At 63.8% G+C, this 21,109-nt stretch carries 24 protein-coding genes; 20 read left to right on the top strand and 4 right to left on the bottom strand.

All coding sequences use genetic code 11. The features are described 5' to 3' along the window. Positions 1-59 precede the first annotated feature (59 nt). The 3 genes from M2331_RS08135 to M2331_RS08145 all read right to left on the bottom strand — a co-directional run bounded on the left by M2331_RS08135 (position 60) and on the right by M2331_RS08145 (position 2,047). A complete protein-coding gene (locus tag M2331_RS08135) occupies positions 60-929 on the bottom strand; it encodes a hypothetical protein (protein WP_181559814.1) in 870 nt (289 codons plus the stop codon). Between the two features lie 95 nt (positions 930-1,024). Further along, positions 1,025-1,315: an addiction module antidote protein gene (locus M2331_RS08140; RefSeq protein WP_181559815.1), complete on the bottom strand. Its 291-nt coding sequence runs from the start codon at positions 1,313-1,315 to the stop codon at positions 1,025-1,027. Positions 1,316-1,336: 21 nt separating this feature from the next. Then, on the bottom strand, positions 1,337-2,047 hold the full coding sequence (locus M2331_RS08145) for a hypothetical protein (protein ID WP_181559816.1): 711 nt from the start codon (positions 2,045-2,047) through the stop codon (positions 1,337-1,339). Between the two features lie 134 nt (positions 2,048-2,181). On the opposite strand from M2331_RS08145, the gene M2331_RS08150 reads away from it, so the two are divergent. The 16 genes from M2331_RS08150 (at position 2,182) to M2331_RS08225 (ending at position 14,367) form a co-directional block, all read left to right on the top strand. Continuing rightward, positions 2,182-2,676: a hypothetical protein gene (locus tag M2331_RS08150; protein WP_264592333.1), complete on the top strand. Its 495-nt coding sequence runs from the start codon at positions 2,182-2,184 to the stop codon at positions 2,674-2,676. Between the two features lie 196 nt (positions 2,677-2,872). Then, positions 2,873-3,151, top strand: a complete 279-nt coding sequence (locus M2331_RS08155; RefSeq protein WP_181559818.1) for a hypothetical protein — start codon at positions 2,873-2,875, stop codon at positions 3,149-3,151. Continuing rightward, the gene (locus M2331_RS08160; RefSeq protein WP_181559819.1) at positions 3,148-3,312 is read left to right on the top strand and encodes a hypothetical protein; all 165 of its coding nucleotides are present in this window, start codon (positions 3,148-3,150) and stop codon (positions 3,310-3,312) included. Before M2331_RS08155 ends, M2331_RS08160 begins: the two co-directional genes overlap by 4 nt. Then, on the top strand, positions 3,309-3,944 hold the full coding sequence (locus tag M2331_RS08165; protein ID WP_181559820.1) for a DUF3164 family protein: 636 nt from the start codon (positions 3,309-3,311) through the stop codon (positions 3,942-3,944). The genes M2331_RS08160 and M2331_RS08165 overlap by 4 nt, the downstream gene beginning before the upstream one ends. A 139-nt stretch (positions 3,945-4,083) precedes the next feature. After that, a complete protein-coding gene (locus tag M2331_RS08170; protein ID WP_181559821.1) occupies positions 4,084-4,692 on the top strand; it encodes a hypothetical protein in 609 nt (202 codons plus the stop codon). A gap of 37 nt (positions 4,693-4,729) precedes the next feature. Further along, the gene (locus tag M2331_RS08175; protein ID WP_319801506.1) at positions 4,730-6,535 is read left to right on the top strand and encodes a phage terminase large subunit family protein; all 1,806 of its coding nucleotides are present in this window, start codon (positions 4,730-4,732) and stop codon (positions 6,533-6,535) included. Between the two features lie 9 nt (positions 6,536-6,544). Continuing rightward, positions 6,545-6,748 carry a phage head-tail joining protein gene (locus M2331_RS08180; protein WP_181559823.1) on the top strand — a complete coding sequence of 68 codons (204 nt, stop codon included), beginning with the start codon at positions 6,545-6,547 and terminating at the stop codon, positions 6,746-6,748. 1 nt (position 6,749) lies between these two features. Next, positions 6,750-8,261: a phage portal protein gene (locus M2331_RS08185; RefSeq protein ID WP_181559824.1), complete on the top strand. Its 1,512-nt coding sequence runs from the start codon at positions 6,750-6,752 to the stop codon at positions 8,259-8,261. A gap of 17 nt (positions 8,262-8,278) precedes the next feature. Continuing rightward, a complete protein-coding gene (locus tag M2331_RS08190; RefSeq protein WP_181559825.1) occupies positions 8,279-10,342 on the top strand; it encodes a prohead protease/major capsid protein fusion protein in 2,064 nt (687 codons plus the stop codon). Between the two features lie 77 nt (positions 10,343-10,419). After that, on the top strand, positions 10,420-10,752 hold the full coding sequence (locus M2331_RS08195) for a DUF2190 family protein (protein WP_181559826.1): 333 nt from the start codon (positions 10,420-10,422) through the stop codon (positions 10,750-10,752). Between the two features lie 72 nt (positions 10,753-10,824). Further along, positions 10,825-11,127, top strand: coding sequence for a hypothetical protein (locus tag M2331_RS08200; RefSeq protein WP_181559827.1), 303 nt, complete (start codon positions 10,825-10,827; stop codon positions 11,125-11,127). After that, complete coding sequence (locus M2331_RS08205) at positions 11,100-11,549, top strand: hypothetical protein (RefSeq protein ID WP_184117234.1); 450 nt, start codon at positions 11,100-11,102, stop codon at positions 11,547-11,549. Before M2331_RS08200 ends, M2331_RS08205 begins: the two co-directional genes overlap by 28 nt. Positions 11,550-11,576: 27 nt before the next feature. After that, positions 11,577-12,803, top strand: coding sequence for a hypothetical protein (locus tag M2331_RS08210; protein WP_181559829.1), 1,227 nt, complete (start codon positions 11,577-11,579; stop codon positions 12,801-12,803). Positions 12,804-12,807: 4 nt separating this feature from the next. Continuing rightward, positions 12,808-13,479 (top strand): hypothetical protein, encoded by a 672-nt coding sequence (locus M2331_RS08215; protein WP_181559830.1) that lies wholly within the window; start codon positions 12,808-12,810, stop codon positions 13,477-13,479. A 50-nt stretch (positions 13,480-13,529) separates the two neighbouring features. After that, the gene (locus M2331_RS08220) at positions 13,530-13,664 is read left to right on the top strand and encodes a hypothetical protein (RefSeq protein ID WP_264592334.1); all 135 of its coding nucleotides are present in this window, start codon (positions 13,530-13,532) and stop codon (positions 13,662-13,664) included. A 4-nt stretch (positions 13,665-13,668) separates the two neighbouring features. Continuing rightward, entirely contained in the window at positions 13,669-14,367 is a 699-nt protein-coding gene (locus M2331_RS08225) for a DUF6441 family protein (RefSeq protein WP_181559831.1), read from the top strand. Between the two features lie 63 nt (positions 14,368-14,430). On the opposite strand, the gene M2331_RS08230 is transcribed toward M2331_RS08225, so the two are convergent. Continuing rightward, complete coding sequence (locus tag M2331_RS08230; protein ID WP_264592335.1) at positions 14,431-15,003, bottom strand: hypothetical protein; 573 nt, start codon at positions 15,001-15,003, stop codon at positions 14,431-14,433. Here M2331_RS08230 and M2331_RS08235 point away from each other — a divergent pair, their 5' ends adjacent. Genes M2331_RS08235 through M2331_RS08250 form a run of 4 tightly spaced genes read left to right on the top strand, consistent with a single transcriptional unit; the run spans position 15,004 to position 21,103 of the window. Continuing rightward, positions 15,004-17,697, top strand: coding sequence for a hypothetical protein (locus M2331_RS08235; RefSeq protein WP_264592336.1), 2,694 nt, complete (start codon positions 15,004-15,006; stop codon positions 17,695-17,697). 9 nt (positions 17,698-17,706) lie between these two features. Beyond that, positions 17,707-18,072, top strand: coding sequence for a hypothetical protein (locus M2331_RS08240; RefSeq protein WP_181559834.1), 366 nt, complete (start codon positions 17,707-17,709; stop codon positions 18,070-18,072). Further along, positions 18,069-20,561 (top strand): hypothetical protein, encoded by a 2,493-nt coding sequence (locus tag M2331_RS08245; protein ID WP_181559835.1) that lies wholly within the window; start codon positions 18,069-18,071, stop codon positions 20,559-20,561. Before M2331_RS08240 ends, M2331_RS08245 begins: the two co-directional genes overlap by 4 nt. Next, positions 20,558-21,103 carry a hypothetical protein gene (locus tag M2331_RS08250; protein WP_181559836.1) on the top strand — a complete coding sequence of 182 codons (546 nt, stop codon included), beginning with the start codon at positions 20,558-20,560 and terminating at the stop codon, positions 21,101-21,103. The genes M2331_RS08245 and M2331_RS08250 overlap by 4 nt, the downstream gene beginning before the upstream one ends. Positions 21,104-21,109: the final 6 nt, after the last annotated feature.

A 21,109-nucleotide genomic window follows, 5' to 3' on the forward strand; every position in this document is an offset into this window, starting at 1 on the left:
GTGGGCAGATCGTGCGATCAGCGCACCGCGGCGCCCAAGGTAATTACACGGCCGGGAGCCTATGCGGCGTCTCGTTCGCAGTGGTTGAGCACGTAGATTTTCTCCAACTGGCCCGCGCGGTAACCTAGCTTCACTTGCACGCGTAGAACGCCTTTCACATTTGCTGCCTCGGTGTACGCGTTGGGTACAATGTCAAAAGCTGGATCTCGCACGTCGGCCGACAGATAGGTGCCTGGGGCGTCTGGATTCTCGACATTCAGCTTTTTCGTGTGGTGGACGAACCCGTCTATTCTTAGCTCCGTTTCCTGTAGTTCCGTGACTTCGAGTTCTCCTTTCGCGCGAATCGCATCGGCAGTAGGTAAATCGATCACGAACGGTGGCAAGGACGCGCCCAGCAACTCAGCGCGGTCGACCGAGGGGCCGATCGGAGCCACGGCTTTAATTGCCGAAGGCACGAGCCGCGCCGTGAGCGCGAAGAGCTGATCCCGCCATGCAGCTTCGTGTTCGAGCCAGCGTGCTTCGCTTTGAGCCTTTGCAGCCAGCTCCTGTTCTCTAGCTCGTGATAATGCATCGAGCGCCATCGCTGCCTCGTTTGTTCTGCCCGACAACTTTGCAAACACGTAGGTGAGCCAGCCGCCGACAACCTCAGTCGCCCCTGTTTGCAAGAGCCACCACCCGAAAGGCAAAAGCCCGAGTGATTGCGCGATCTGAAATGGGATCTCAGTCGAACCAATCGCAGGCCCTTGAGCCTTAACAACCAACTGATGGCGTTCACGGCGCCTCGGCAGGCGGTCGTTGCCCATGAATATAAGACCATCCGAGATGATCTTTTCAAAGCCGATCAGTGAAAGGCCAAGCGCTCGCATCTCGATGGTGTGACTTATTGCATCCCCACCGTCGTATTTTATGACTAACTGCCCCTCGACCATAGCAATCCCCCTCAACTTCGAATGCTACGTTGGTGTGGGGAGGCATGTCAAAAACGTAAAGCTGCGATGGCGGCAATCATCTCGAGGTATAGGAATCACCTAGCCTCGATGCGGATCCGCAATCCTAGCGCCGGCAGCACCTTCAGCATCGTCTCCAGCGTCGGGTTTCCCTCGGCGCTGAAGGTGCGATAGAGCTGCTGGCGCTTGATGCCGGTTTCGTTCGCCAGCTCGCTCATGCCGCGCGCGCGGGCGATGATGCCGATGGCGCCGGCGATGACCTTCGCGTCTCCGGTGGCGAGCGCATCGGCCATGAGCTCGGCCTGGTCCTCGGCCTCGGTAAGATGCTCGGCCGCATCGAAGCGGCAGCATCTTCGTCCTCCAGCCATGACTATTGCCCGTTTAAGCCGTTAGCACGTCTCATAGCCGTGCGTCGGGTCAGGCGACATCGCACCAAAGCCCGTATATTCTGCGATTCTTTTTGCAATCGAGTTAGCGCGGGCTTCATTGGCAGCAAATTCCGGACTCTGCGGATATGACGCCACAAGCTGCTCCTGAGTTTGGCCTGGGTTCTGCGCCACATATTGCTGCCAGAGCTGGTTATTATATTGCTGCATACTGTTCAAAGAATGAGCAACTTCGTGTGCGACAAGATAAAGCGCGCCGTTTGGCAAATCGGTGTACAGCTTCGCCATTTGCGCGTTGATTAGTACGGGCACATTATTGCCGTCGGATCCGACATGGTTCTCGCCAGCTCGGCCCGGCCCGAAATTCGATGAGACCAGTCGAAAGTTAAGATTTTTGACATTTGCCATGATCTCGTTGAATGAGTAATTTCCTGAGCATGGTACGTCTAGACTAGTATTGGAATAAGCATTTACGCCAGATGCGCCGCCAATGCCGATAAGCGCATTCTTTATTTTCTGCGCAGTCACGACAATTTCAGGTGTGTTCACGTCATCATCTATTCGGACGTTGTCTTTCATCATGATGTCATTCATGACCAATTCAGCCCACACTAGCCCCGGACCAGCAGGAGACCCACCACCCTGAAAATCATAGAAGTCGGTCTGCAGGAAAACAGCAAACGGTCGGGCCGTTACGACGATTTCGCTTGGCATAACACTCTCCTTGTTTAACTCGGTGCGAGACAAGCCTAAGGTCGATATCCAAATACTTCAATATCTTAGTTGGATCAGAGTGGGTTGGGTTAACGGCGTTCCTGTGGTACGATCACGTAAAATGGAGAAATTGTGTGAGGCTTCAAATGTCGCTTGGACGAGCCGTTGCCGTTGCCACCCTACTGCTCTCGGCAACACCAGTCCTCTCGCAGCTGCCGCCGCCACCGGCACTCCCCCAACAAGCGGCGCTAGCAGGTCAGCTTGTCTCAGCGATCGAGAGCAAAGATTTAGCTAAGTACGGCGCCTTGCTTGACGACAATTTGCAAGTGTTTGAGGATGGCAAACAGATTGCCAGAAGCAAAAAAGACTGGATCGACCGTTTCGGTCGCAAGCTGACCGCCGGGGGCGTCATCTTTAGGATGACGCCAGGGTTTGCGTCCAACGGTAGACTGCTTTTCATCGAGTACTTTAATTCGATGGCAAGTTGGGGAAAAGCCACCCCATCTCATTGTTGCTGGTCCTATGACGCCGTTAGCTATGACATCGCCAGCAACGGTAAGATCGTCACCATCAGGCGCTTGCGTGGAGGCGACCAGAAGATCCCCGACGTTGATCGCCAGGCCAAGTGACTTGCAGCCAAACTCTCCAGAACTGAAAGCGCTCTCCGGATCTGATTAGGCGCCTCACTCACGAAGTGTTCGAGCCGTTACAAAAGCGGGCCTGCCAAACGGTCATGAAAGCAAGCAAACCGACCCCGCCACAATTGTGTCCGGAGCCCATGGCCGTATGTCCCCCCGGCCATGGGCTCCAACGGGGAACACCCATGTGATCAACCGTGAAGACGTTCAGATCGCCGCCGATATCCGATTGATGGCGCTCTCGCTGCGCAAGCTGTGCGGCGCCAGTCGCGACAAGGCCTCAGTGATCAGCTGCATGACCCGCGTGATCCGGGAATGCGACAACATCATCGCCGCCGGACCGAGCGAGTTTCACCACATCACCGCTGAAGCGGCTAGCGCCGAAGTCATCGCCCATGAGCTGCGCACCATGGCCTTTGGACGGGGTCGGGCTGAATTAGGCGGGCAGGCGGGAGGCAGGCCGTGATCGACATTGATAAGCTGCGGAAGGAGGCGCGCGACAGCCATGAACAGGTTGGTGTGACGCGACGCTGGCTCAAGGCTGTGCTGGTCGAGCTGGAGCAAGCACGCAGCCGCGTGGCTGCTGGTCTGCTCGACCACGATCCGTCTGGCGGTATTACGCGATGAGCGAGCTGGCCGATCCGATCCGCGTCATCGATGGCGCCCGCTATATGGTCAACGCCGATGGCGGGTTGATCCCCGAGAGCGTGGTCAAGCCGGTGGACAAGCTGCAGGACGAGCTGGTCCGCAAGATCATTGGCTTCGCCCTCCCCCTGTCGGCGCAGGTGGCCCGCTTCCGCCAGCACAGCTTCGATGATGTCGATGGCTTCGTCTGCCTGCTCGAGCAGGAGTATGGCGCACGTCGTGGCGGGTCGAAGGGCAACCTGACATTCACCAGCTATGACGGGCCTCTGAAGATCGTCGTGCAGGTATCTGAGCACATCGTGTTCGGACCAGAGTTGCAGGTGGCCAAGGGCATCATCGATGAGTGCCTCGTGGAATGGTCCGCCACTAGTGGACCGGAGATCCGCGCAATCATCAATCGCGCCTTCGACGTGGACAATCAGGGGCGCGTCAATCGCAATGACCTGCTCTCCCTGCTCCGCCTCGAGTTCGCCGATGAGCGCTGGAAGAAGGCGATGCAGGCGATCCGCGACAGCTTCCGCGTGGTCGGCTCGAAGCGGTACATCCGCTTGTATCGGCGCGAGACGGGCGATGGCCAGTGGCAGTCGATATCGATCGACGTGGCGGCGGGCTGAGCCGTCGAGGCTGCGCGACCCTCCCCCCACCCCCCCTCGCGGGTCCTTCCGGCGCAGCTGGCTATACGGGGGGCGAAGGCGCGGGAGTTGTCTAGATACAGGGATTTTCCCTACTTCATCATCCTAGGGCGCTAAACTCATGAATTTGGCTGAATATCGGCCAACTTTGAATGAAGTTGCCAAATTGGTGGGGAAATCCTCCCGCTGGATCGCCAACCTCCGCGCTGAAGGCGAATTGCCCGGCGATGGCGCCACGCTGACCGAATGGGTCCAGGCCTGGACAAGTTATCAGGTCGGCGCCGGCAAGCCGAAGGAGAAGGAGGTCAACGAAGCGCGCATCCTCCGCGCCCAGGCCGACATTGCCGAGGCCAAGGCGCAGGAAATGAGGAAGCAGCTGCTGCCGCGCCATGAAGTCTCGAGCGCTGTTCAATCCGCCTTTGCCCGCGTGCGGGCGAAGCTGCTCAGCCTGCCCGCCAAGTGCGCCCCTCTCGTCCATGCCAAGCCGACGATCGCAGCCGTGCAGGACAAGCTGACGGAGCTGGTGCATGAAGCGCTCCTCGAGCTCGCGTCGACGAAAATCGCCACCGCTGATCCCGACCATCACGTCGATGGTGGTGGCGAGCGCGGCGATGGCGGCCACGGTGGCGACCTGGTGGCCGGTCCTGACGCCGCCGCCGAAACTGACGGTCAGCCAGTGGGCGGACACAAACCGGCAACTCAGCGCCGAAGCAAGCGCCGAGCCGGGTAAATGGGACACGTCCCGCGCGGAGTTCCAGCGCGGGATCATGGATGCGGTCAGCGATCCGCTGATCCAGGACATCGTCGTGATGAAGTCCGCCCAGGTCGGGTGGACCGAAATCATCGGAAACGTGGTCGGCTATTTCGTCGACCAGGATCCGGCGCCGATGCTGGTCATGCAGCCGACGCTGGAAATGGGCGAGGCCTGGTCGAAAGACCGGCTCGCACCGATGATCCGGGACACGCCGTGCCTGACGGCGAAGATCTCGGACAGCAAAGCGCGGGATAGTGGCAACACCATCCTGCACAAGAAGTTCGCCGGCGGTCATTGCACCATCGCCGGCGCCAACAGCCCGGCTTCGCTCGCTTCGCGTCCGATCCGGGTGGTGCTGGCGGATGAGGTTGACCGTTACCCGGCATCGGCCGGCGCCGAAGGCGATCCACTCAGCCTCGCCTTCAAGCGCACCACGACGTTCTGGAATCGCAAGCGCCTCGCTGGATCGACCCCGACCGTCGCCGGCGCCAGTCGGATCGAGGCAGCCTTCGAGCTGTCCGACAAGCGCTATTACTTCATCCCGTGCCCCAAATGCGGCACGAAACAGCGGCTCAGCTGGTCGCAGGTCAAATGGGAGAAGGACGAGGCAGGCAAACACCTGCACGAGACCGCCTATTACGAATGCGCGGCTGCAGATCCTGAGACGGGCGAGCTCTGCCAGCACCACTGGACCGACGCCGAACGTTGGGAATCGGTCCGCAAGGGCGAATGGCGGGCAACGGCACCGTTCAACGGCATTGCCGGCTTCCATATTTGGGAGGCTTACTCCTCCTGGGTGAAGCTGGCCGACACGGTGAAGGCCTTTCTGGATGCCAAGGGCAACCCGGAAACGCTGAAGACGTGGACCAATACCGCGCTCGGCGAGACATGGCAGGAAAAGGGCGAGGCCCCGGACTGGCAAAGGCTCTACGACCGTCGATCGAGGGAGCTGGTGTTGGAACAGGTCCCGGAATGGGCCGGCGCCATTACCGCCGGCATCGACATCCAGCGCAATCGCATCGAATGCGATATCTGGGCCTGGGGGCCTGGCCTCGAAAGTGCCCTGGTCGACCACATCGTCATCGATGGCGATCCGGCCAAGGCCGAGATCTGGGAGGAAATGGACGCGCTGCTCGGCGGCGAGTGGGAAACCGCCTCCGGACGCCGCTTGCGGCCGCTGCGCTGGGCGATCGACACCGGCGACGGTTATTCGACCACCACCGTCTATGCCTGGGCACGAAAATATCCGCGCCACGTCATGGTGATCAAGGGCACCGGCAAGTTCGACAGTTCATCGCCAGTCACCGGCCCGACCTGGGTGGATGCCACGGTCAACGGCCGGAAGCTACGCCGCGGCGTGCAGCTCTGGACGATCGCCGTCTCGGTGTTCAAGTCCGAGACCTATGCCTGGCTGAACCTTGATGCTCCGGTGGACGGACAACCGCACCCGTCTGGTTACATCCACCTACCGCAGGGCACGAACGAGACCTGGATCAAGCAGCTGGTCGCCGAGCAGCTGGTGAGGGTGAAGAGCAGATCCGGTTTCGGCCGGCTCGAGTGGCAAATCACCAGCGGCACCCGCAACGAGGCGATCGACATGCGGGTCTATGCCCGCGCAGCGGCCTATGCGGTCGGTATCGATCGATGGACAGCCCGACACTGGGCAAGGGTTCGCGGCCAGATCAGCGAGCCGGGCGCAGTCCCGCAAGCAAAGCCGGCCGAACAGCCGGCCCAACCGACTGAAACCCCTCCAGCGCAGTCCCAACAAGGCAGCGACTGGATCAACGGCGGCCGCTCTGACGGCGGCAGCTGGCTTTAGGATTTGAGCATGGCCTTGCAGCAGAGCGATATCGACGCCCTCAAATCAGCGATCGCGACCGGCGCCACGCGCGTGCGCTATCCGGACGGCCGCGAGATCCAGTACCGGACGCTCGACGAGATGCAGCGGATCCTCCGCATGGCCCAGGAGGACATCACCGCTTCATCCTCCGCTGGCCGCCCGGCGAGCCGCACCAGCGTGGCAGGGTTCTGACGTGAACTGGCTCGATCGCTCAATTGGGTGGGTTTCACCCACCTCGGCGTTGCGGCGTGTCCGCGCGCGTGCAGCGCTGCAGCTCGCCACCCGGGCTTATGACGCTGCGCGGCGCGATCATCGCACCATGAGCTGGAAGGCGGGTGGCTCCGACGCCAACACCGAAATCGGCGCGGCCGAGGAGACTGTGCGCAACCGTTGCCGGGAGCTCGCGCGCAATAGCGGCTATGCGGTTCAGATCCTCGACACGTTCGCGGACAATGTTGTCGGGACCGGCATCGTTGGCGCACCGACCGGGCTGTCCAAGCGCAACCAGAAGATCGTTGCGGGCCTGTGGACCGGCTTCAAGGACGAGTGCGACTGGGACAACGACCACGATCTCGACGGACTGCTCTGGTTGGCGTGCAAAGCCATGGCGGAATCGGGCGCAGCGATCATTCGGTTCCGCCGGCAGCGTTTCGACGCCAGCACGACCCGCACGCCGCTCAAGCTCCAGCTGCTCGAGCCCGATCTGATCGACGTCACGAAAACGACCATGCTGGCGGACGGCTATATCGACCGCGGTATCGAATACGACAGCGAGGGGCGCGTTCGTGCGTGGTGGCTCTACCCGGGCCACCCGGGGAACATGGCGAGCTGGCGCAGCCGCGCCATGACCAGCGAGCGGATTCCGGCGAACGAAATCGTGTATCTCTATGACAAGCTGCGGCCGGGGCAGGATCGCGGAATGCCGTTGCTGGCGCCGGCGGTCATGCCGCTGCACGATCTGCGCGGCTATTTCGATGCGGAACTGGTCCGGAAGCGGATCGAGAGTTGCCTTGCCGCCTTCATCAAGCCCGGCCTCGATGGCGCCGACGCGCCCATCGGCACGCAGACCGAGGCGGCCCGGCCCGGCAAACTCGCCGAGAAATTCGAGCCCGGGATGATCATGCGCCTTCGCGATGGCGAGGAGGTGACAGTCAGCACGCCGGGCAGCTCGCAAGGGGTGGAGGAATTCGCCACGCTCTACCTGCGCGAGATCGCGGCCGGCGCCGGCGTCATGTACGAGCATGTGACCGGCGACTTCAGCCGCGTGAACTATTCCAGCTGGCGCGCCGGCGGCCATGGCTTCCGCCGTCGCATGGAGCGCAAGCAGTGGCACATCATGATCCATCGCGCCTGCAAGCCGATCGGCGCGCGCTTTCGCGAGGCGAGCCTGGCCGCCGGGCTATTGCCCACGCAGGATTTCAGCATGCGCTGGACGCCGCCCGGATTCATCTCGGTCGATAAGTACAAGGACGCCCAGGGCGACCTCCTCGACCTTCGCCTGGGCAAGGTGACCCCGAGCCAGCTCGTCGAGGCCAATGGCTACGACTATCTCGAATTCCTGGGGCAGCTCTCCCAGGATCTGGCCGCAGCCGACAACGCACTCGGTCCCGGCGTCCATTTCGACGGCGACCCCCGGAAGGCCGCCCCCAACCAGGCCAGCGCCAACAGCGACGGCAATCAGGACAGCGGCAAGAAGGCCGCCTGACCCCGGAAAGGATCGACATGCCCCAACGCAATACAGGCGCGGATCCCGTGCCGGCGCAGGAGACGCGCACCCACGATATCCCGATGGTCACCCGGGAGCTTCAGCTCCGGACCGATACCTGGAACGAGGCCGAGCGGACGATCGAGGTGGTCTTCACCACCGGGGCGCGGGGCGCGCGGTTCGACTGGAATCGCTGGGAGTACATTGACGAGGAGCTCGCGACCGAGCCGGCCAATGTTCGCCTCGAGCGGCTCAACAACGGCGCGCCTGTCCTCAACACGCATGCCCGTTACCAGCTCAGCGATCAGATCGGCGTGGTCGTGCCGGGCAGCGCCCGCATGGAGAACGGTCAGGGCATCGCCACGCTGCGGCTTTCCGATCGGGCTGAGGTTGCCGGCATCGTCGCCGATATCGCCGCCGGCATCATCCGCAACGTCTCGGTCGGCTACATCGTCCACACCTACGAGATCACCGAGCGCGACGGCCAGCGCGCGCTCTACCGGGCGATCGACTGGGAACCCTCCGAAATCAGCTTCGTGCCGGTGCCGTTCGATCACGGCGCCCAGTCGCGAAGCCAGACAACCGCGCAGGGCGGCTCCCCCTGCACCTTCCGCCGCATTTCGCCGGCACCCACCGTGGAGAATGAATCCATGCCTGCACGCAACTCGCAGGCCGGTAACGAGCCGGCCAACCAGAACGACCAGACCCGAAACGCGCCGGAGGGCGGCGACCAGGTCAATCAGAGCAATTCCAACCAGGAGCGCAGCAACGAGGATGACGCCGGCGCGCCGGCTCCGGAAGGGCAGCGCGCGGCTGTTCTGACCTCAGCGACCGTCCTGACACTGTGTCGCAACGCCGGCCTCGATGCCGACGCACAGACCGCCCTGGTCGACGCGCATGTCGCGACGCCGTTCACTCGCGCAGCTCTCATGGCCGAGCTTGGCGAGCGCTTCGTGGCGCGCGACGCCGGCGCCCCGACCAACGGCCGCGTGCCTGCCCGCGCGGGCAGCGGCGTGACGATGGTGCGTGCGATGACCGACAGCCTCGTCCATCAGATGGCGCCCAACGCGCAACTGAGTGAGGCCGGCCGCGAATTCCGTGGTCTGTCCATGTATCGCATGGCAGAGGAGATCCTCGCGCAGTCCGGCGTGAACACGCGCGGGCTCTCCCGCCTCGAGATTGTCGAGCGCTCGCTTCACAGCACCAGCGATTTCTCGGCACTGATGGGCGAGACGCTCCGTCGCCGGCTGCGCATGGCCTATGAGGAGAATCATCCGACCTATCGCATCTGGGCGCGCCGGGCGCCGAATGCGCCTGATTTCCGCAAGGTCGACGTCGTGCAAATGTCGGCCATGCCCGAACTGCTGCGGACCAACGAAGCGGGCGAGTTCAAGTACGGCACCGCCTCGGATGGCAAGACCAGCTATGGTCTGCTGACCTACGGTCGCATCATCGGCGTATCGCGGCAGCTGCTCGTGAACGACGATCTGCGCGCGCTCGAGCGGATCACCGTCGGTTACGCTGCAGCGGCCGCGCGGCTCGAGAACCGCACTGTCTACGCGCAGCTGACGTCCAATCCTGCCATGAACGATGGAACTCCGCTGTTCCATGCCGACCATGGCAATCTCGCTGGCTCTGGCGGCGCGATCTCGGAGACGACGCTCGGTGCCGGCCGCACCCGCATGCGTCTGCAGAAGGGCATGCAGAAGGAGGAGCTCAACCTTGCGCCTGCCTATCTGATCGCGCCGGCGACGCAGGAGCAGAAGGCCTATCAGTACACCAGCGCGCAATATGTCCCGGCGAAGGCAGCGGACACGAATGAATTCCGTGCCGGTGGCCGCACGTCCGTGGAACCCGTCATCGACGCGGTTCTCGATGGGGTCAGCACCACGGCCTGGTACTTGGCCGCGAGCAATACCGCGGTCGACACGATCGAGTACACCTATCTCGACGGCGCCGAGGGCGTGCAGCTCAGCTCGCGGCCGGGCTTCACCGTCGATGGCATGGAGTTCAAGGCCAGCCTCGACTTCGCGGCCTCCACCATCGACTGGCGCGGCCTCGACAAGAACCCGGGCGCCTGATCGGACGGCTCGATTGATCAGCGACCGGCTTCTCTGGCCGCTGATTTCTTTCCCCTCATATTGATGGAGACACCGTCATGAAGAATTTCGTGCAGGATGCCGAGACGATCGAAGTCCCGGCCCCTTATGACGTCGCATCTGGCGGGGCCTTCCTCGTCGGCGCGCTCTTTGCCGTGGCCCTCGGCGCGGCCAAGTCCGGCGAGCTCGTGCGAGGCAAGCGCCGCGGCGCGATCACCCTCCCCAAAGCCACGGGCGCGGCCTGGGCGATCGGCGACAAGCTGTATTGGGACAACACCAACAAGGTGCTGACCAAGACAGCCACGAACAACACCCTGGTCGGCGTTGCGCTGGCCGTGGCCGCGTCCGGCGACGAGAGCGGCCTTGTGCTGCTCACCGGCCAGATCGCCTGATCCCACAACGACTAGGCGGCGCCGCATCGCTCCGATCGGCGCCGTTGTTCTTCAGCCAGCGTGGAGATCGCCATGGGCCTGCCAACCGCCGGTCTGGCGACCATCCATCGCACCCTGGCCGATCCCATTACTTACACCGGCGCCGGCGTCGTGGAGAAACCGATCACCGGCATCCATAGCGACGTGCCGGCCGACACGTTCACGGGCGCCGGCGCCACGGCCCGACATGTCTCTTTCGAGATCCAGTATGTCGAACTGCCCGGCATTCCGGCCAAGGGCGACGTGATTGTCCACTCCACGGGACGCTGGGCCGTGATCGATCGCGGCAAGGACAACAGCGTCAGCGCGTGGATCCTATCGGTGGCGGCCGCATGATCGCCATTCGCGACCAGATCATGACCGATGCGGAGGCGTGCCTGCAAGGCAAAGCCGCCGAGATCGAAGTCATGCCGAGCGGCGATCCGATGCAGTTCGCTGCGCTCCACATTTACGATGACGGGCAGCGGCCGGACCAGCGCACCGAAACCGGGACGCAACGCCAAGGCATGACGCTCAGCATCGAAGGCTTTGTCGAGGACGCCGGCGGCCGCGCCGCGCTCACCCGCCTCAATGCGCTCTATGCCGCAACCGTGACAGCGATCTTTGCGATGGCCGACGCCTCGTTGCTGATCGAGGACATCGAGGAAGGCGACATGCGGATCAATCGCGTGCCGCTCGGCAGCACCCACCGCCTCGCCTTCTCGATCGACTTCCTCATCACATTCCCGACCCGCCGCGGCGACCCGACCGCAACCTGACCCTCCGACCAGAAGCGAGACACCGACATGGACCAGACGATTCGTCCGGCCAACAGCGTGATGCTGTTCAAGCTGGAAACCAATGAGGGCGTTGACGCAGGCCCGACCGCCGCGAACGCCTTTCCCTTCGAGGCCGATGGCTTCAGCTACAACACGCCGTTTACCGAGGAGCAGAGCAACGAAGCCACCGGCAGTCTGGTCAGCGGCGCGCCGTTGATCGTCGGGCAGCCGGCCGAGGTGACGATCCGCTTCCGGATGAAGGGCGCAGCTGCTGCATACACGGCGAGCGTCAAGCCGCCGCATCATGATCTCCTGGCCTCGTGTGGCCTGCGGGGGGTGTTCCAGGCCGCGATCGCGGCGGCAGCTTTGACCGCCGGCAGCGCGACCAGTGCGACCCTGGGGACGGGCTTTGCGACCACCGCGCAGCTCTATCGCGGCATGCCGCTGGTCCTCTCCGGCGGACCCGGCGACGGCCGCACGACCCTGATCGCCGATTACACGAGCAGCAAGGTCGCTACGCTGGTCGACACGTTCGACACGCCGCTGACCACAACCACGCAGGCCGCGATCCCGCCGAACTGGACCTACGCCGGCACCTCTCCGGCTGACGCGGCCGCACGGCTTACGGACCATCCATCGGGCACCCTCTATCTTTACGAGGACGGCGTGCTGCTGAAGTTCGTCGGGTGCCGCGGCATTGTCCAGGAATGGGGTGGCGACACCGCCAAGCCTGGCTTCATGACCGTCAAGCTCATGGGCGTATTCGCCGGGCGCATGGATGCCGCGGTGCCGGTCGTTTCGGTGGCCGCACATGCCGCGCCCATGCTCGTGCAGGGGGTCAACCAGCCCAATCCGGCCTTCCTCATGAACCGCAAGGGCCTTCCGATCGACCGCTGGTCGATCAACCTGCAGGCCGAACAGGAATCGCCCGGCGACCCGAACACCAATTATGGCTTTGGCCCTTCGATCCTCGGCAAGCGCACCGGTCGCCTCGAGTGCGATCCGAAAGCGACGCTGGTCGCAACCCGGGACATCCTGGCCGAGATCCAGAACTCAGCGGTCTACAATGGCGTGATCCGCGCCATGGGTAGCGCCAACAATCGGTGGGCCGTAACGCTTCCGCAGCTCACGCCCGTGGGCGCCCAGCCCGGCACCAGCGGATCCCTGCGCACCTTCCAGGAGCGTCGTGCCATGACGACGCCTGGCAAGGACAGCAACGGCCGCGACGGCGACTTCATCCTCTGTTTCTGGTGATCTCATGACGATTGTGACATCGACTGCGGCCTCTGCCGCCCTGCGCTACACCCCCGAATGGCTCAAGCAGGAGGAAAGGCCGCCCATCTTCCTGCTGCGCGCCGGTAACGTCCTCGAGCGCGAGCTCATGGAAGCCGAGCTGGCGAGCGAACATCTCGCCGGCACCGTCTGGCCGTGGGAGCTGGAGGACGCATGCGTCACGGGTTTGCGCGAGCTTGGCGGCGAAGGCAGCGAGGAGCTCATCCTGCTCGCCCAGACCGCCCATAGCGGCGAAACGATCAGTGACCGCGACCAAGCCGTCCTGTCTGAGGCCCTGGCGCTGCTCGCGCTCCACTGGCCGCCCTACAAGCTGCTGCTCGCCCAGCAGCAGCGCCGCAGCCAGATGATTCCGATCGTCGCCTTCCGGCGCTTCTGCATCGGTTGGGAGAATATCGCGACGCCCTTCAAGCGCGGCATCGACAAGCTGGTGGAGCTCGACTCGCTCGCAGGCATCCCGTCCACCACCCTGCGGGCCGCCGGCGCGCAGGCCTGGCGGCTACAGCATGGAGCGGTCGAACGAAAAAACTCCGATGCGCCCTCGAAATCCGCCGACGACCCGGGGACTTCGAATTCGGGCGCAGATACCCCGGCGGATGGGTCATCGACGGACAGCATTACGCCGAAAACCCTCGACTGACAGTCCCGCGCTGGGCGCTGTTCGTGGTGGACCTGTGGCTTCGCGCCCGCATGCAGACCGCCTTCGGACCGTTCGGCATGCGCGGCGCCGCGCCGCTCCCCTGCACCGGCGGATGGCAAGAACAGCCAGCGGCCCTGATGGACTGCTTCGCGGCCCTCGATGACATGACCGCGACAAAGGATTGAGCCCATGCCCTCGATCGAACTCAGGCTAGATCAGCGTGAGATCGACCGTTCGGCCGACCTGGTCGTGCGTGCAATCCTTACCCAGGCAACGGCCGCCGTCCGCGCCGAGACGCGCGGCCTCGAACGCGACCTGGAGGACCTTACGCGCGAAGCCGCCGGCGGCAATCTCTGGCGCGCATGGAAGAGCGCCACCTTCCCGCGCGGATCCCGCCTCGCTGCCTCGCCGGCGGGCGAGGTGTTCGTCAACGGTGGATCCCGCACCCGGGGGGCGATGACCTTCTGGTCGCAGGCGGGCGTCAACAGGTCCAAGGGCGGATTCTATCTCGCGATCCCAACCGAGCATGCCGGCGTCAACACCCGCTCCCGGGATCTCTCGCCAGGCGAATGGGAGCGGCGCAATGGCCAACGGCTCGTCTTCGTCTACCGCGGCGGGGGCAAGCCCTCGCTTCTTGTGGCCGAACACCGCTATCGCGCCCGCAACGGGCGGGGATCCCGCGCTGCTACATCACGCCGACAGGGCGGCGCCTACAGTGGGGCCGCAACCGAAACCCTGCCGATCTTCATCCTCATCCCAGCCCAGCGCTTTGCCAACAAATTCTCGATCGAGCCGGCCGTCGAGCGACGCGGCCGCATGCTCCGCGACAATTTCACGCGGCGCATGAACCGCCTGCGCACCGCCATCGATGGCACGCGCGAGAGCTGATCCGGAGGCCCCATGCAGTTCGACATCAATGGGCGCCTGCAGCTGAATGGCGAGGCGCTGTCCTCAAGCGTCAAGAAGCTGACTGCCGGGCTCGGCCCCGCAATGGAGGCCGCCGGCGCCGAAGCCGGCGCCAAGCTTGATCGCGCGCTCGATCCCGGTCTGCGCGCCGTCGAGCGCAAGATCGAGAACACCTTCAAGCGCGCGCTGAAGGTCACGCCCGACGCCGGCATCCTCGACCTCGATCTGCCGGGCCTTCGCGCCGGCGCAGTGGCGATGGAGCAGCAGGCGACAAAGGCCCGCGCCCTCGCTGCAGCGAAAGAGGCGCTTAACCGCGCCAGCGGGGTCGTGACGCGCGCTCAGCAGCTCGAGATTGCCGCAGCTCAGAACGTGGCCACAAAGTATGAGCGGCAGGCCCGTGCCGCGCGCGAGGAAGTCCAGGCGCTGGAGCTGCTGCAGGCAGAGCTGGGCCAGACTGCGGACGCCCAGCGCGATATGGCGCAAGCCTCCGGTGCGCAGCGCAACGGCCTCCAGCAGGTCGGCTTCCAATTCCAGGATTTTTGGGTGCAGGTTGCCGGCGGGACGAGTGCGATCCGCGCGGCCTCCCAGCAGCTGCCCCAGCTGATCGGCGCGCTGCAAATGATGGGGAATGGCGCGGAGAGCGCTAATACGAAGTTTGGCAAGTTCACCCGATTCTTGGGTGGCGGCTTTGGCGTCGCTCTTGGCGTTGCCATTCCCATGGTGGGGATGTTGGTCGAAGGGCTGTTGAGCTCGGGCGACGCAGCGGAGGAAGCGCGCAAAGGCGCTCTCGATCTGACCCAGGCTATCGACTTCCAGAGCATGAGCGTGCGCGACCTCATCGCCGCGATCGATGAGCTCGAGGCAGCCCAGCGTAAGCAGCTGGTGAGTGCGAGAGCGATGGAAGAACAGGCCGTTCGCAATGCCGCTCGGGCAGTCGAAGCGGCGAAGGCGCAGCGCGAGCAGGCAATCGCAACCCTCGAAGCGCTGAAGGCAACAGAACAGTCCAACTTCGCTGCCTTGACCGGCGGCATCGGTGCCGACTCTGCTCAGTTCGCCCTTCGCCAGTCGATGGGCAATGTTGATCAGCAGATCAAGGACCTAGCGAGCGCACAGACGAAGGCAGAAAAGCTGCTCCGTCAAACCGAGATCCCTGTGCTTCGGCGACAGATCGACGCGCAAACAGATCCTCGAAAGGCGGCGGATGAACGCCGGCAGGCTGCGCAGGACATGCTGGATCAGCAGTACCAGCTGGGCATCATCCGGCAGGAGCACTATGCTGCGGCAAGTACGGCCGTGGCCAAAGCGCACGACCGCGAGATCGAGGCACTCAACAAGAAGACGCCGGCGATGCGAAACGCGGCAGCTGCGACGCAGCGCCTGGCCGAACGCGGCGAGGACGCAGCGAAGCGGATCGCCAACATCACCGACCGTTTCACCGACATGCCGAGCGAGCTGCAGCAAACGCAGCGTGCGCTGCGCGAGCTCGACGACCTGGCCAATGATTTCGCACTCAAGAAGCCTCCGAATTACGAGCAGCTACTGGATCAGATCGAGAAGGCCCGCGATCTCATCAGCAATGCGCCAGGCCGCCGGCCACAGAGGGAGTTGGACGAAGAGCTCAAGCACATGGAGGAGGCCGCGCGCCTGGAGGAGATCCGCGCGCGGCATGGCGAACATGCGGCCGATGCAGCAGCCGAGTATCTGCGCATCGTCCGCCAGTTTCCGACAGCCACGCCCCAGCAGCTCGCGCCATTGCAGCAGGCGATCGACAAGCGCCGCCTCCAGGCAGAACTCAAGGATCTGGCCAACGAAATCTCGGTCGATGTCGGCATCCGCGTCGACAAGGCCAATGAGGAGCTTGGTCGGCTCGCCACCGAGTTCGAGGATCTGTTCAGTAACGGCGTGGACTCGATCTGGGAACGGTTTGAGCGGATCGGCATGGGGTCGATCGCCAAGACCGCTGCAGAGCTGGCGATGGGCAAATGGGATAGCCTTTCCGACAATAGCAAGGCGACGCTCCGCGAGATCAGCGGCAATGCCAGCGTGGGTGCGGCGACCGCGCGCATGGCCGGCGGCAACAGCCTTGGCGGTGCATTCGGTGGCGCGATCGGCGGGGAGATCGGCAAGCGGCTCGAGAAGCCGCTGACGGACGTGCTCGGCAAGACCCTCAGCTCGATAGCAGGGCCGCTGGGGTCGATCGCCGGCGGGCTGCTGGGCGGCGTGATCGGCGGGCTATTCAAAAAGACGCCGATGGGCTCGACCACCGTGACAGCCAACACCACGAACCCGGTGATTTCCGGCACCAAGGACGCCGGCGTCATCGATTCCCTCACGGGCATGTCGAAGGGGCTGCAGCAGAATATTCAGCGCATCGCCGACCAGCTCGGCGCCGAAGTGGGCCAATACGCCGTCAGCTTTGGACAGCGCGGCAGCTATTACCGCGTTGCCGGCACCGCGACCAATGCGGTCGGGAACAAGCACCCGTCACGCACACCGGGAATCGAGCTGCTCTACGATGGCGAGGATCCGGAGACGGCCATGCGGCTCGCGGTGCTCAACGCCCTGCAGGACGGCGCGATCAAGGGCGTCCGCGAAGGCACCCAGAAGCTGCTGCGAGAGGCTGGAGATATCGAGACCGGCCTGAGTAAGGCGCTGAGCTTCGAACAGGCGTTCAAGGATCTGAAGCGCTACACCGACCCGGTCGGCGCCGCGCTGGACGAGGTAAACCTCAAGTTCAAGCAGCTGGTGAAGATCGCCAAGGAAGCCGGCGCAACCGACGAGGAAATGCGGCAGCTCGAGCAGCTTTACAAACTGCAGCGCGACGAGGCGGTCAAGGCGGCCGGCGTCGCCACCGATGCACTGAAGGACTTCCTGCAGTCGCTGAAGGCAGGCAGCAATTCGCCCCTGTCGCTGCGCGAGCAGCAGGCCAATGCCCGGGCCGCGCTGGATCCGTTCATCACTGACATCAACGCCGGCAAGAACGTCGACACCGCCAAGTTCCAGGAGGCCGCCCAGACCTTCCTGCAGATCGAGCGGGACATCAACGGCTCGACCAAAGAGTATTTCGCCCAGTATGACATGATCACCAAGCTCACCGAGCAGGCGATCAGCGCGATCGACAAGCAGAACGCCAACACCGGTACCGGCACCGAAAACCCGTTCGAGAAGGCGATCGCGAAAAACAGCGAAGCGACCGCCAACATCCTCGAGCAGCAGAGCTCCATGCTGGCCGAACAGACCCAGTTGCTGAAGCAGATCGCCGGCGGCGGCGGCAACCTCGATGCCTGGTGGCAAGCCCAACGCGGATATTGACGAGGATCCATGGCCGCACTTCCTGAAGACGTCGCCGCTTCATCGCGGGCGGCGGCGATCGTCATCGTGTCCGACACCGCGCTGCTGGACCGCTTTCCCACGGCTCGGGACGGCCAGAAGGCGCCGGCCGAGGGCTATTGCGACAGCGCAGCCGACACCGAGACAATCCTCAATGCGCGGGCCGCGCTGATCGGACAGCAGGGGCGCCGGCGGTTCGCCGTCAAGATCGCCGCGGTCCTGGACGTCAGCCTCGATGGCGGCGTGCCCTGCTTCCGCCTGACCGATGACGAGCAGCTGGTCGACACCACGATGATAGTCGGCCGCCTCGAGATCGATCTCGAGGAAGAGATGAGCACCCTGGAGCTGTTCGGATGAAGGCGACCGTCTGCAGGATCGATGCCTGGTCGGGTGCGACGCCGACTACTCTGCGGCTTTCCAATGTCGACGACGAACGCGTCTGCCATCTGGACGGTGCCAGCTGGCGGCCGGCGATCGCGCGTCTCCCCAAGCTGCGCTACGATATCTTCGACGGTTCATTTGGCAGCCAGCTGACGGCACCGACTGGCGAGCTCGCCGTCCAGCTCGCAGCTTGGCCCGAATTGCCCGCGCTGGACCTCTACGATGGCCGCGTGCGCCTGTGGCAGGGCGAGATCGGCGCCTCCTGGAGCAGTTACACGCTGATCTTTGACGGCCGCGTGCGCGAGCAGCCTCCCAGCGGCGAAGGTGCCGTACCCTTGTCGATCGGCTGCGATGACGCTTGGCTGGATGAGCCCCTGCTCGATACCTATGCCGGCACCGGCGGCGTCCAGGGCAGCATCGAGCTCAAGGGCAATGTCATCCCCTGGCTGATCGGATCGCCGCGCTTCGTCGAGGGCGTCCTGATCGACCCGGTCGACAATATCTACCAGCTCAGCGGCGGCAGCATGGCGGGCGGCCAGATGGCGTTCGACCGCCTCAGCCGTCTCGGACCGCCGGCGGCCAACTATGCCAGCTTTGCCGCGCTTAAGGCGGCGACGATCGCCAATGGCGACTGGGCCACGTGCGCGACGCTCGGCCTGGTCCGGCTCGGCGCACCGCCGGCCGGCCTGCTCACCTTCCATGCGCTGGGCGATAATGGCGGCGCGCGCGCCTGGGTGCGCCGGCCCGGGTCGATCATCTATCGCATCGCCGAGCGCCTCGGGAAGCTGGACCGCGTCGTGGTTGCGGATCTCGACGCCCTCGATGCCGCCTGCCCCTACAATTTGTCCCTGGCGCTCACCTCGCAGACCACCGCCCGCGATGTCATTCTGAGCATTGCGCAGAGCGTCAATGCCACGGCTCTGATCGACTGGCTCGGCCGCCTGCGCGTGAAGGCGGTGCAGATCGGGACGCCGATCGGCACGCTCGCCTCGGATGGCAGCAGCTGGCCGCCGGTCGCAACGGTGGAGCAGATGTCGGTCAGCACGCCCTATTGGCGCCTGGCGCAGAAGGCCGCGGTGACCAATCGCGTTCACACCCTTGGCGAAATGGCACTGAACGACCCGGCACTGGCCGCCGCGATCGCGGCCCAGGAAGCAGCGGACGCAGCGAGCGTGCGTATCGGCCGCATCACGTCGGACGGATGGCTGACCGCCGGCGCCGACAAGCAAGGCCTCACGCGCGAGCATGACTCGCTCACCACCCGATTCACCGCCGCCTATGACAAGGCTGCGGATCTCGGCGTGGCAGCATCCGAACGCGCTACCGCACAGGCCGACATGGAGGCATTGCTCGACTTCCTCGAGGCAATCACGCCCGACTGGGATAATTCCGGCGTCGACAGCCCCGTAAACGGGCCGGAACTCGATGCGCTGTTCTACGCTGCGAGCGTGACTGTCGCGATTCTGGAGAGTGCGGTACGTGGCCTTCCGGGCGATCCCGGGCCAGAGGGGCCGCCGGGCGTCGACGGTTACAATACAGCGGTCGTGTTCCTCTTCAGGCGAGCGTCCAGCACTCCTCCTCCCCCGTCCACGGTCGCTACCTACACGTTCGCGACCGGTGTTCTCACAGGTCATAATAACGGCTGGTCACAAGAGCCGCCGCCAGGCGACGAGCCGCTGTACATGATATCGGCGACCGCACGCTCGAAGCTCGCAACCGATACGGTCGAGGCCTCTGACTGGAGCACGCCGCGCATTCTCGCCCAAAATGGGGCGCCCGGCGCCGCTGGACCTGCCGGCGCTTCGGCGATCGGCTTCGTGCAGGATGACCATCCAGGCTCTGGCCAGTTCGTCTCACAGACCTGGTACCGCCCAACGTCAAAACAATGGTTCCGGTGGACGGGCGGCGACTGGGAGCGGATCCTCGGCGCCATTTCAGCGCTCGACGTCGTCGCTGACAGCGCATTCCTCGGCAACGCCGTCGTCGTGAACGCGAAAATCGGCAACCTCGAAGTCAACACCATCAAAATTGCCGGGAATTCGGTGACCGACAAAGGCTCAGTCCAGATGGTGTCGGGCGTGACGGTGGCTCGCTTTGCTACGCAAACCTTGATGACGCTCACCAAGACGAAGATCGAATCCGCATCTGACCTCGACTTTGATGTCACGTTGTTCGTTCAGACCAATGACGATCTGAACGGCACTGTTGTTCTGCGCACCGCAGCAGAAACCTTCGACCCGTATTTCGGTTATAATGTGCCACTCTTTCAATATGTCGTGCCGATGCGAGCTGGCGGAACGGGCCCCGGATTTGGGATGCCGTTCAGCTGGGGCATCAGCCTGGGCGGGTTCGCTGCCGGCACCCACACGTGGCAGCTCCTCTACACGAACAATGGCGGCGACTTCGTCAACGCGCTCACCGTTCTGGGCGGATCCAATCTTCGTTATGGAGAGGTGAAAAGATGACACCGGAGCGAGAGTTCTGGCTCGTGTGGTCCGATGCTTCTGGCAGTGTCGTGAGCAAGGGACACGGCATATCAGGCGACTTTGGAAGCCAGCAGTTCACGGATGGATTAAAAGGGGTTCCGGTCGATCAGTCTGCCTGGATCAAAAACGCAAACTGGACGGCTGAGGACGTTCGCGATGCCTTGCTTGCACAGCTGTCGAGGCAATTTGCGCTGGAGGTTGAGGCCGGCTGTCCATCGCCGCTCGGCCGGATTTGCTGCGATGATCAGGCGCAGTCTCGCGTCGACAGCACCCTGCGATATCTGAACGGCGCGATCAGGCGGGGCGAACCGGTACCTTCCGTCAACTGGACGATGTGGGACCGATCGCAAGTGCCGCACAGTCTCACAGAATTGGAAGACATGGGCTACGCAATGGACAGGGGCTTCCAAGCCAAAATGGCCGTCCGACAAGCTAAGGAAGCTGCCCTGCGTGACCCTGGCGCGAGTTTCACAGCCTTGATGGCAATCGACATTTTCGTCGGTTGGCCGCCGAGCGAATAAGCCTCC

The organism is Sphingobium sp. B10D7B, assembly GCF_025961955.1.
GTDB lineage: Bacteria > Pseudomonadota > Alphaproteobacteria > Sphingomonadales > Sphingomonadaceae > Sphingobium.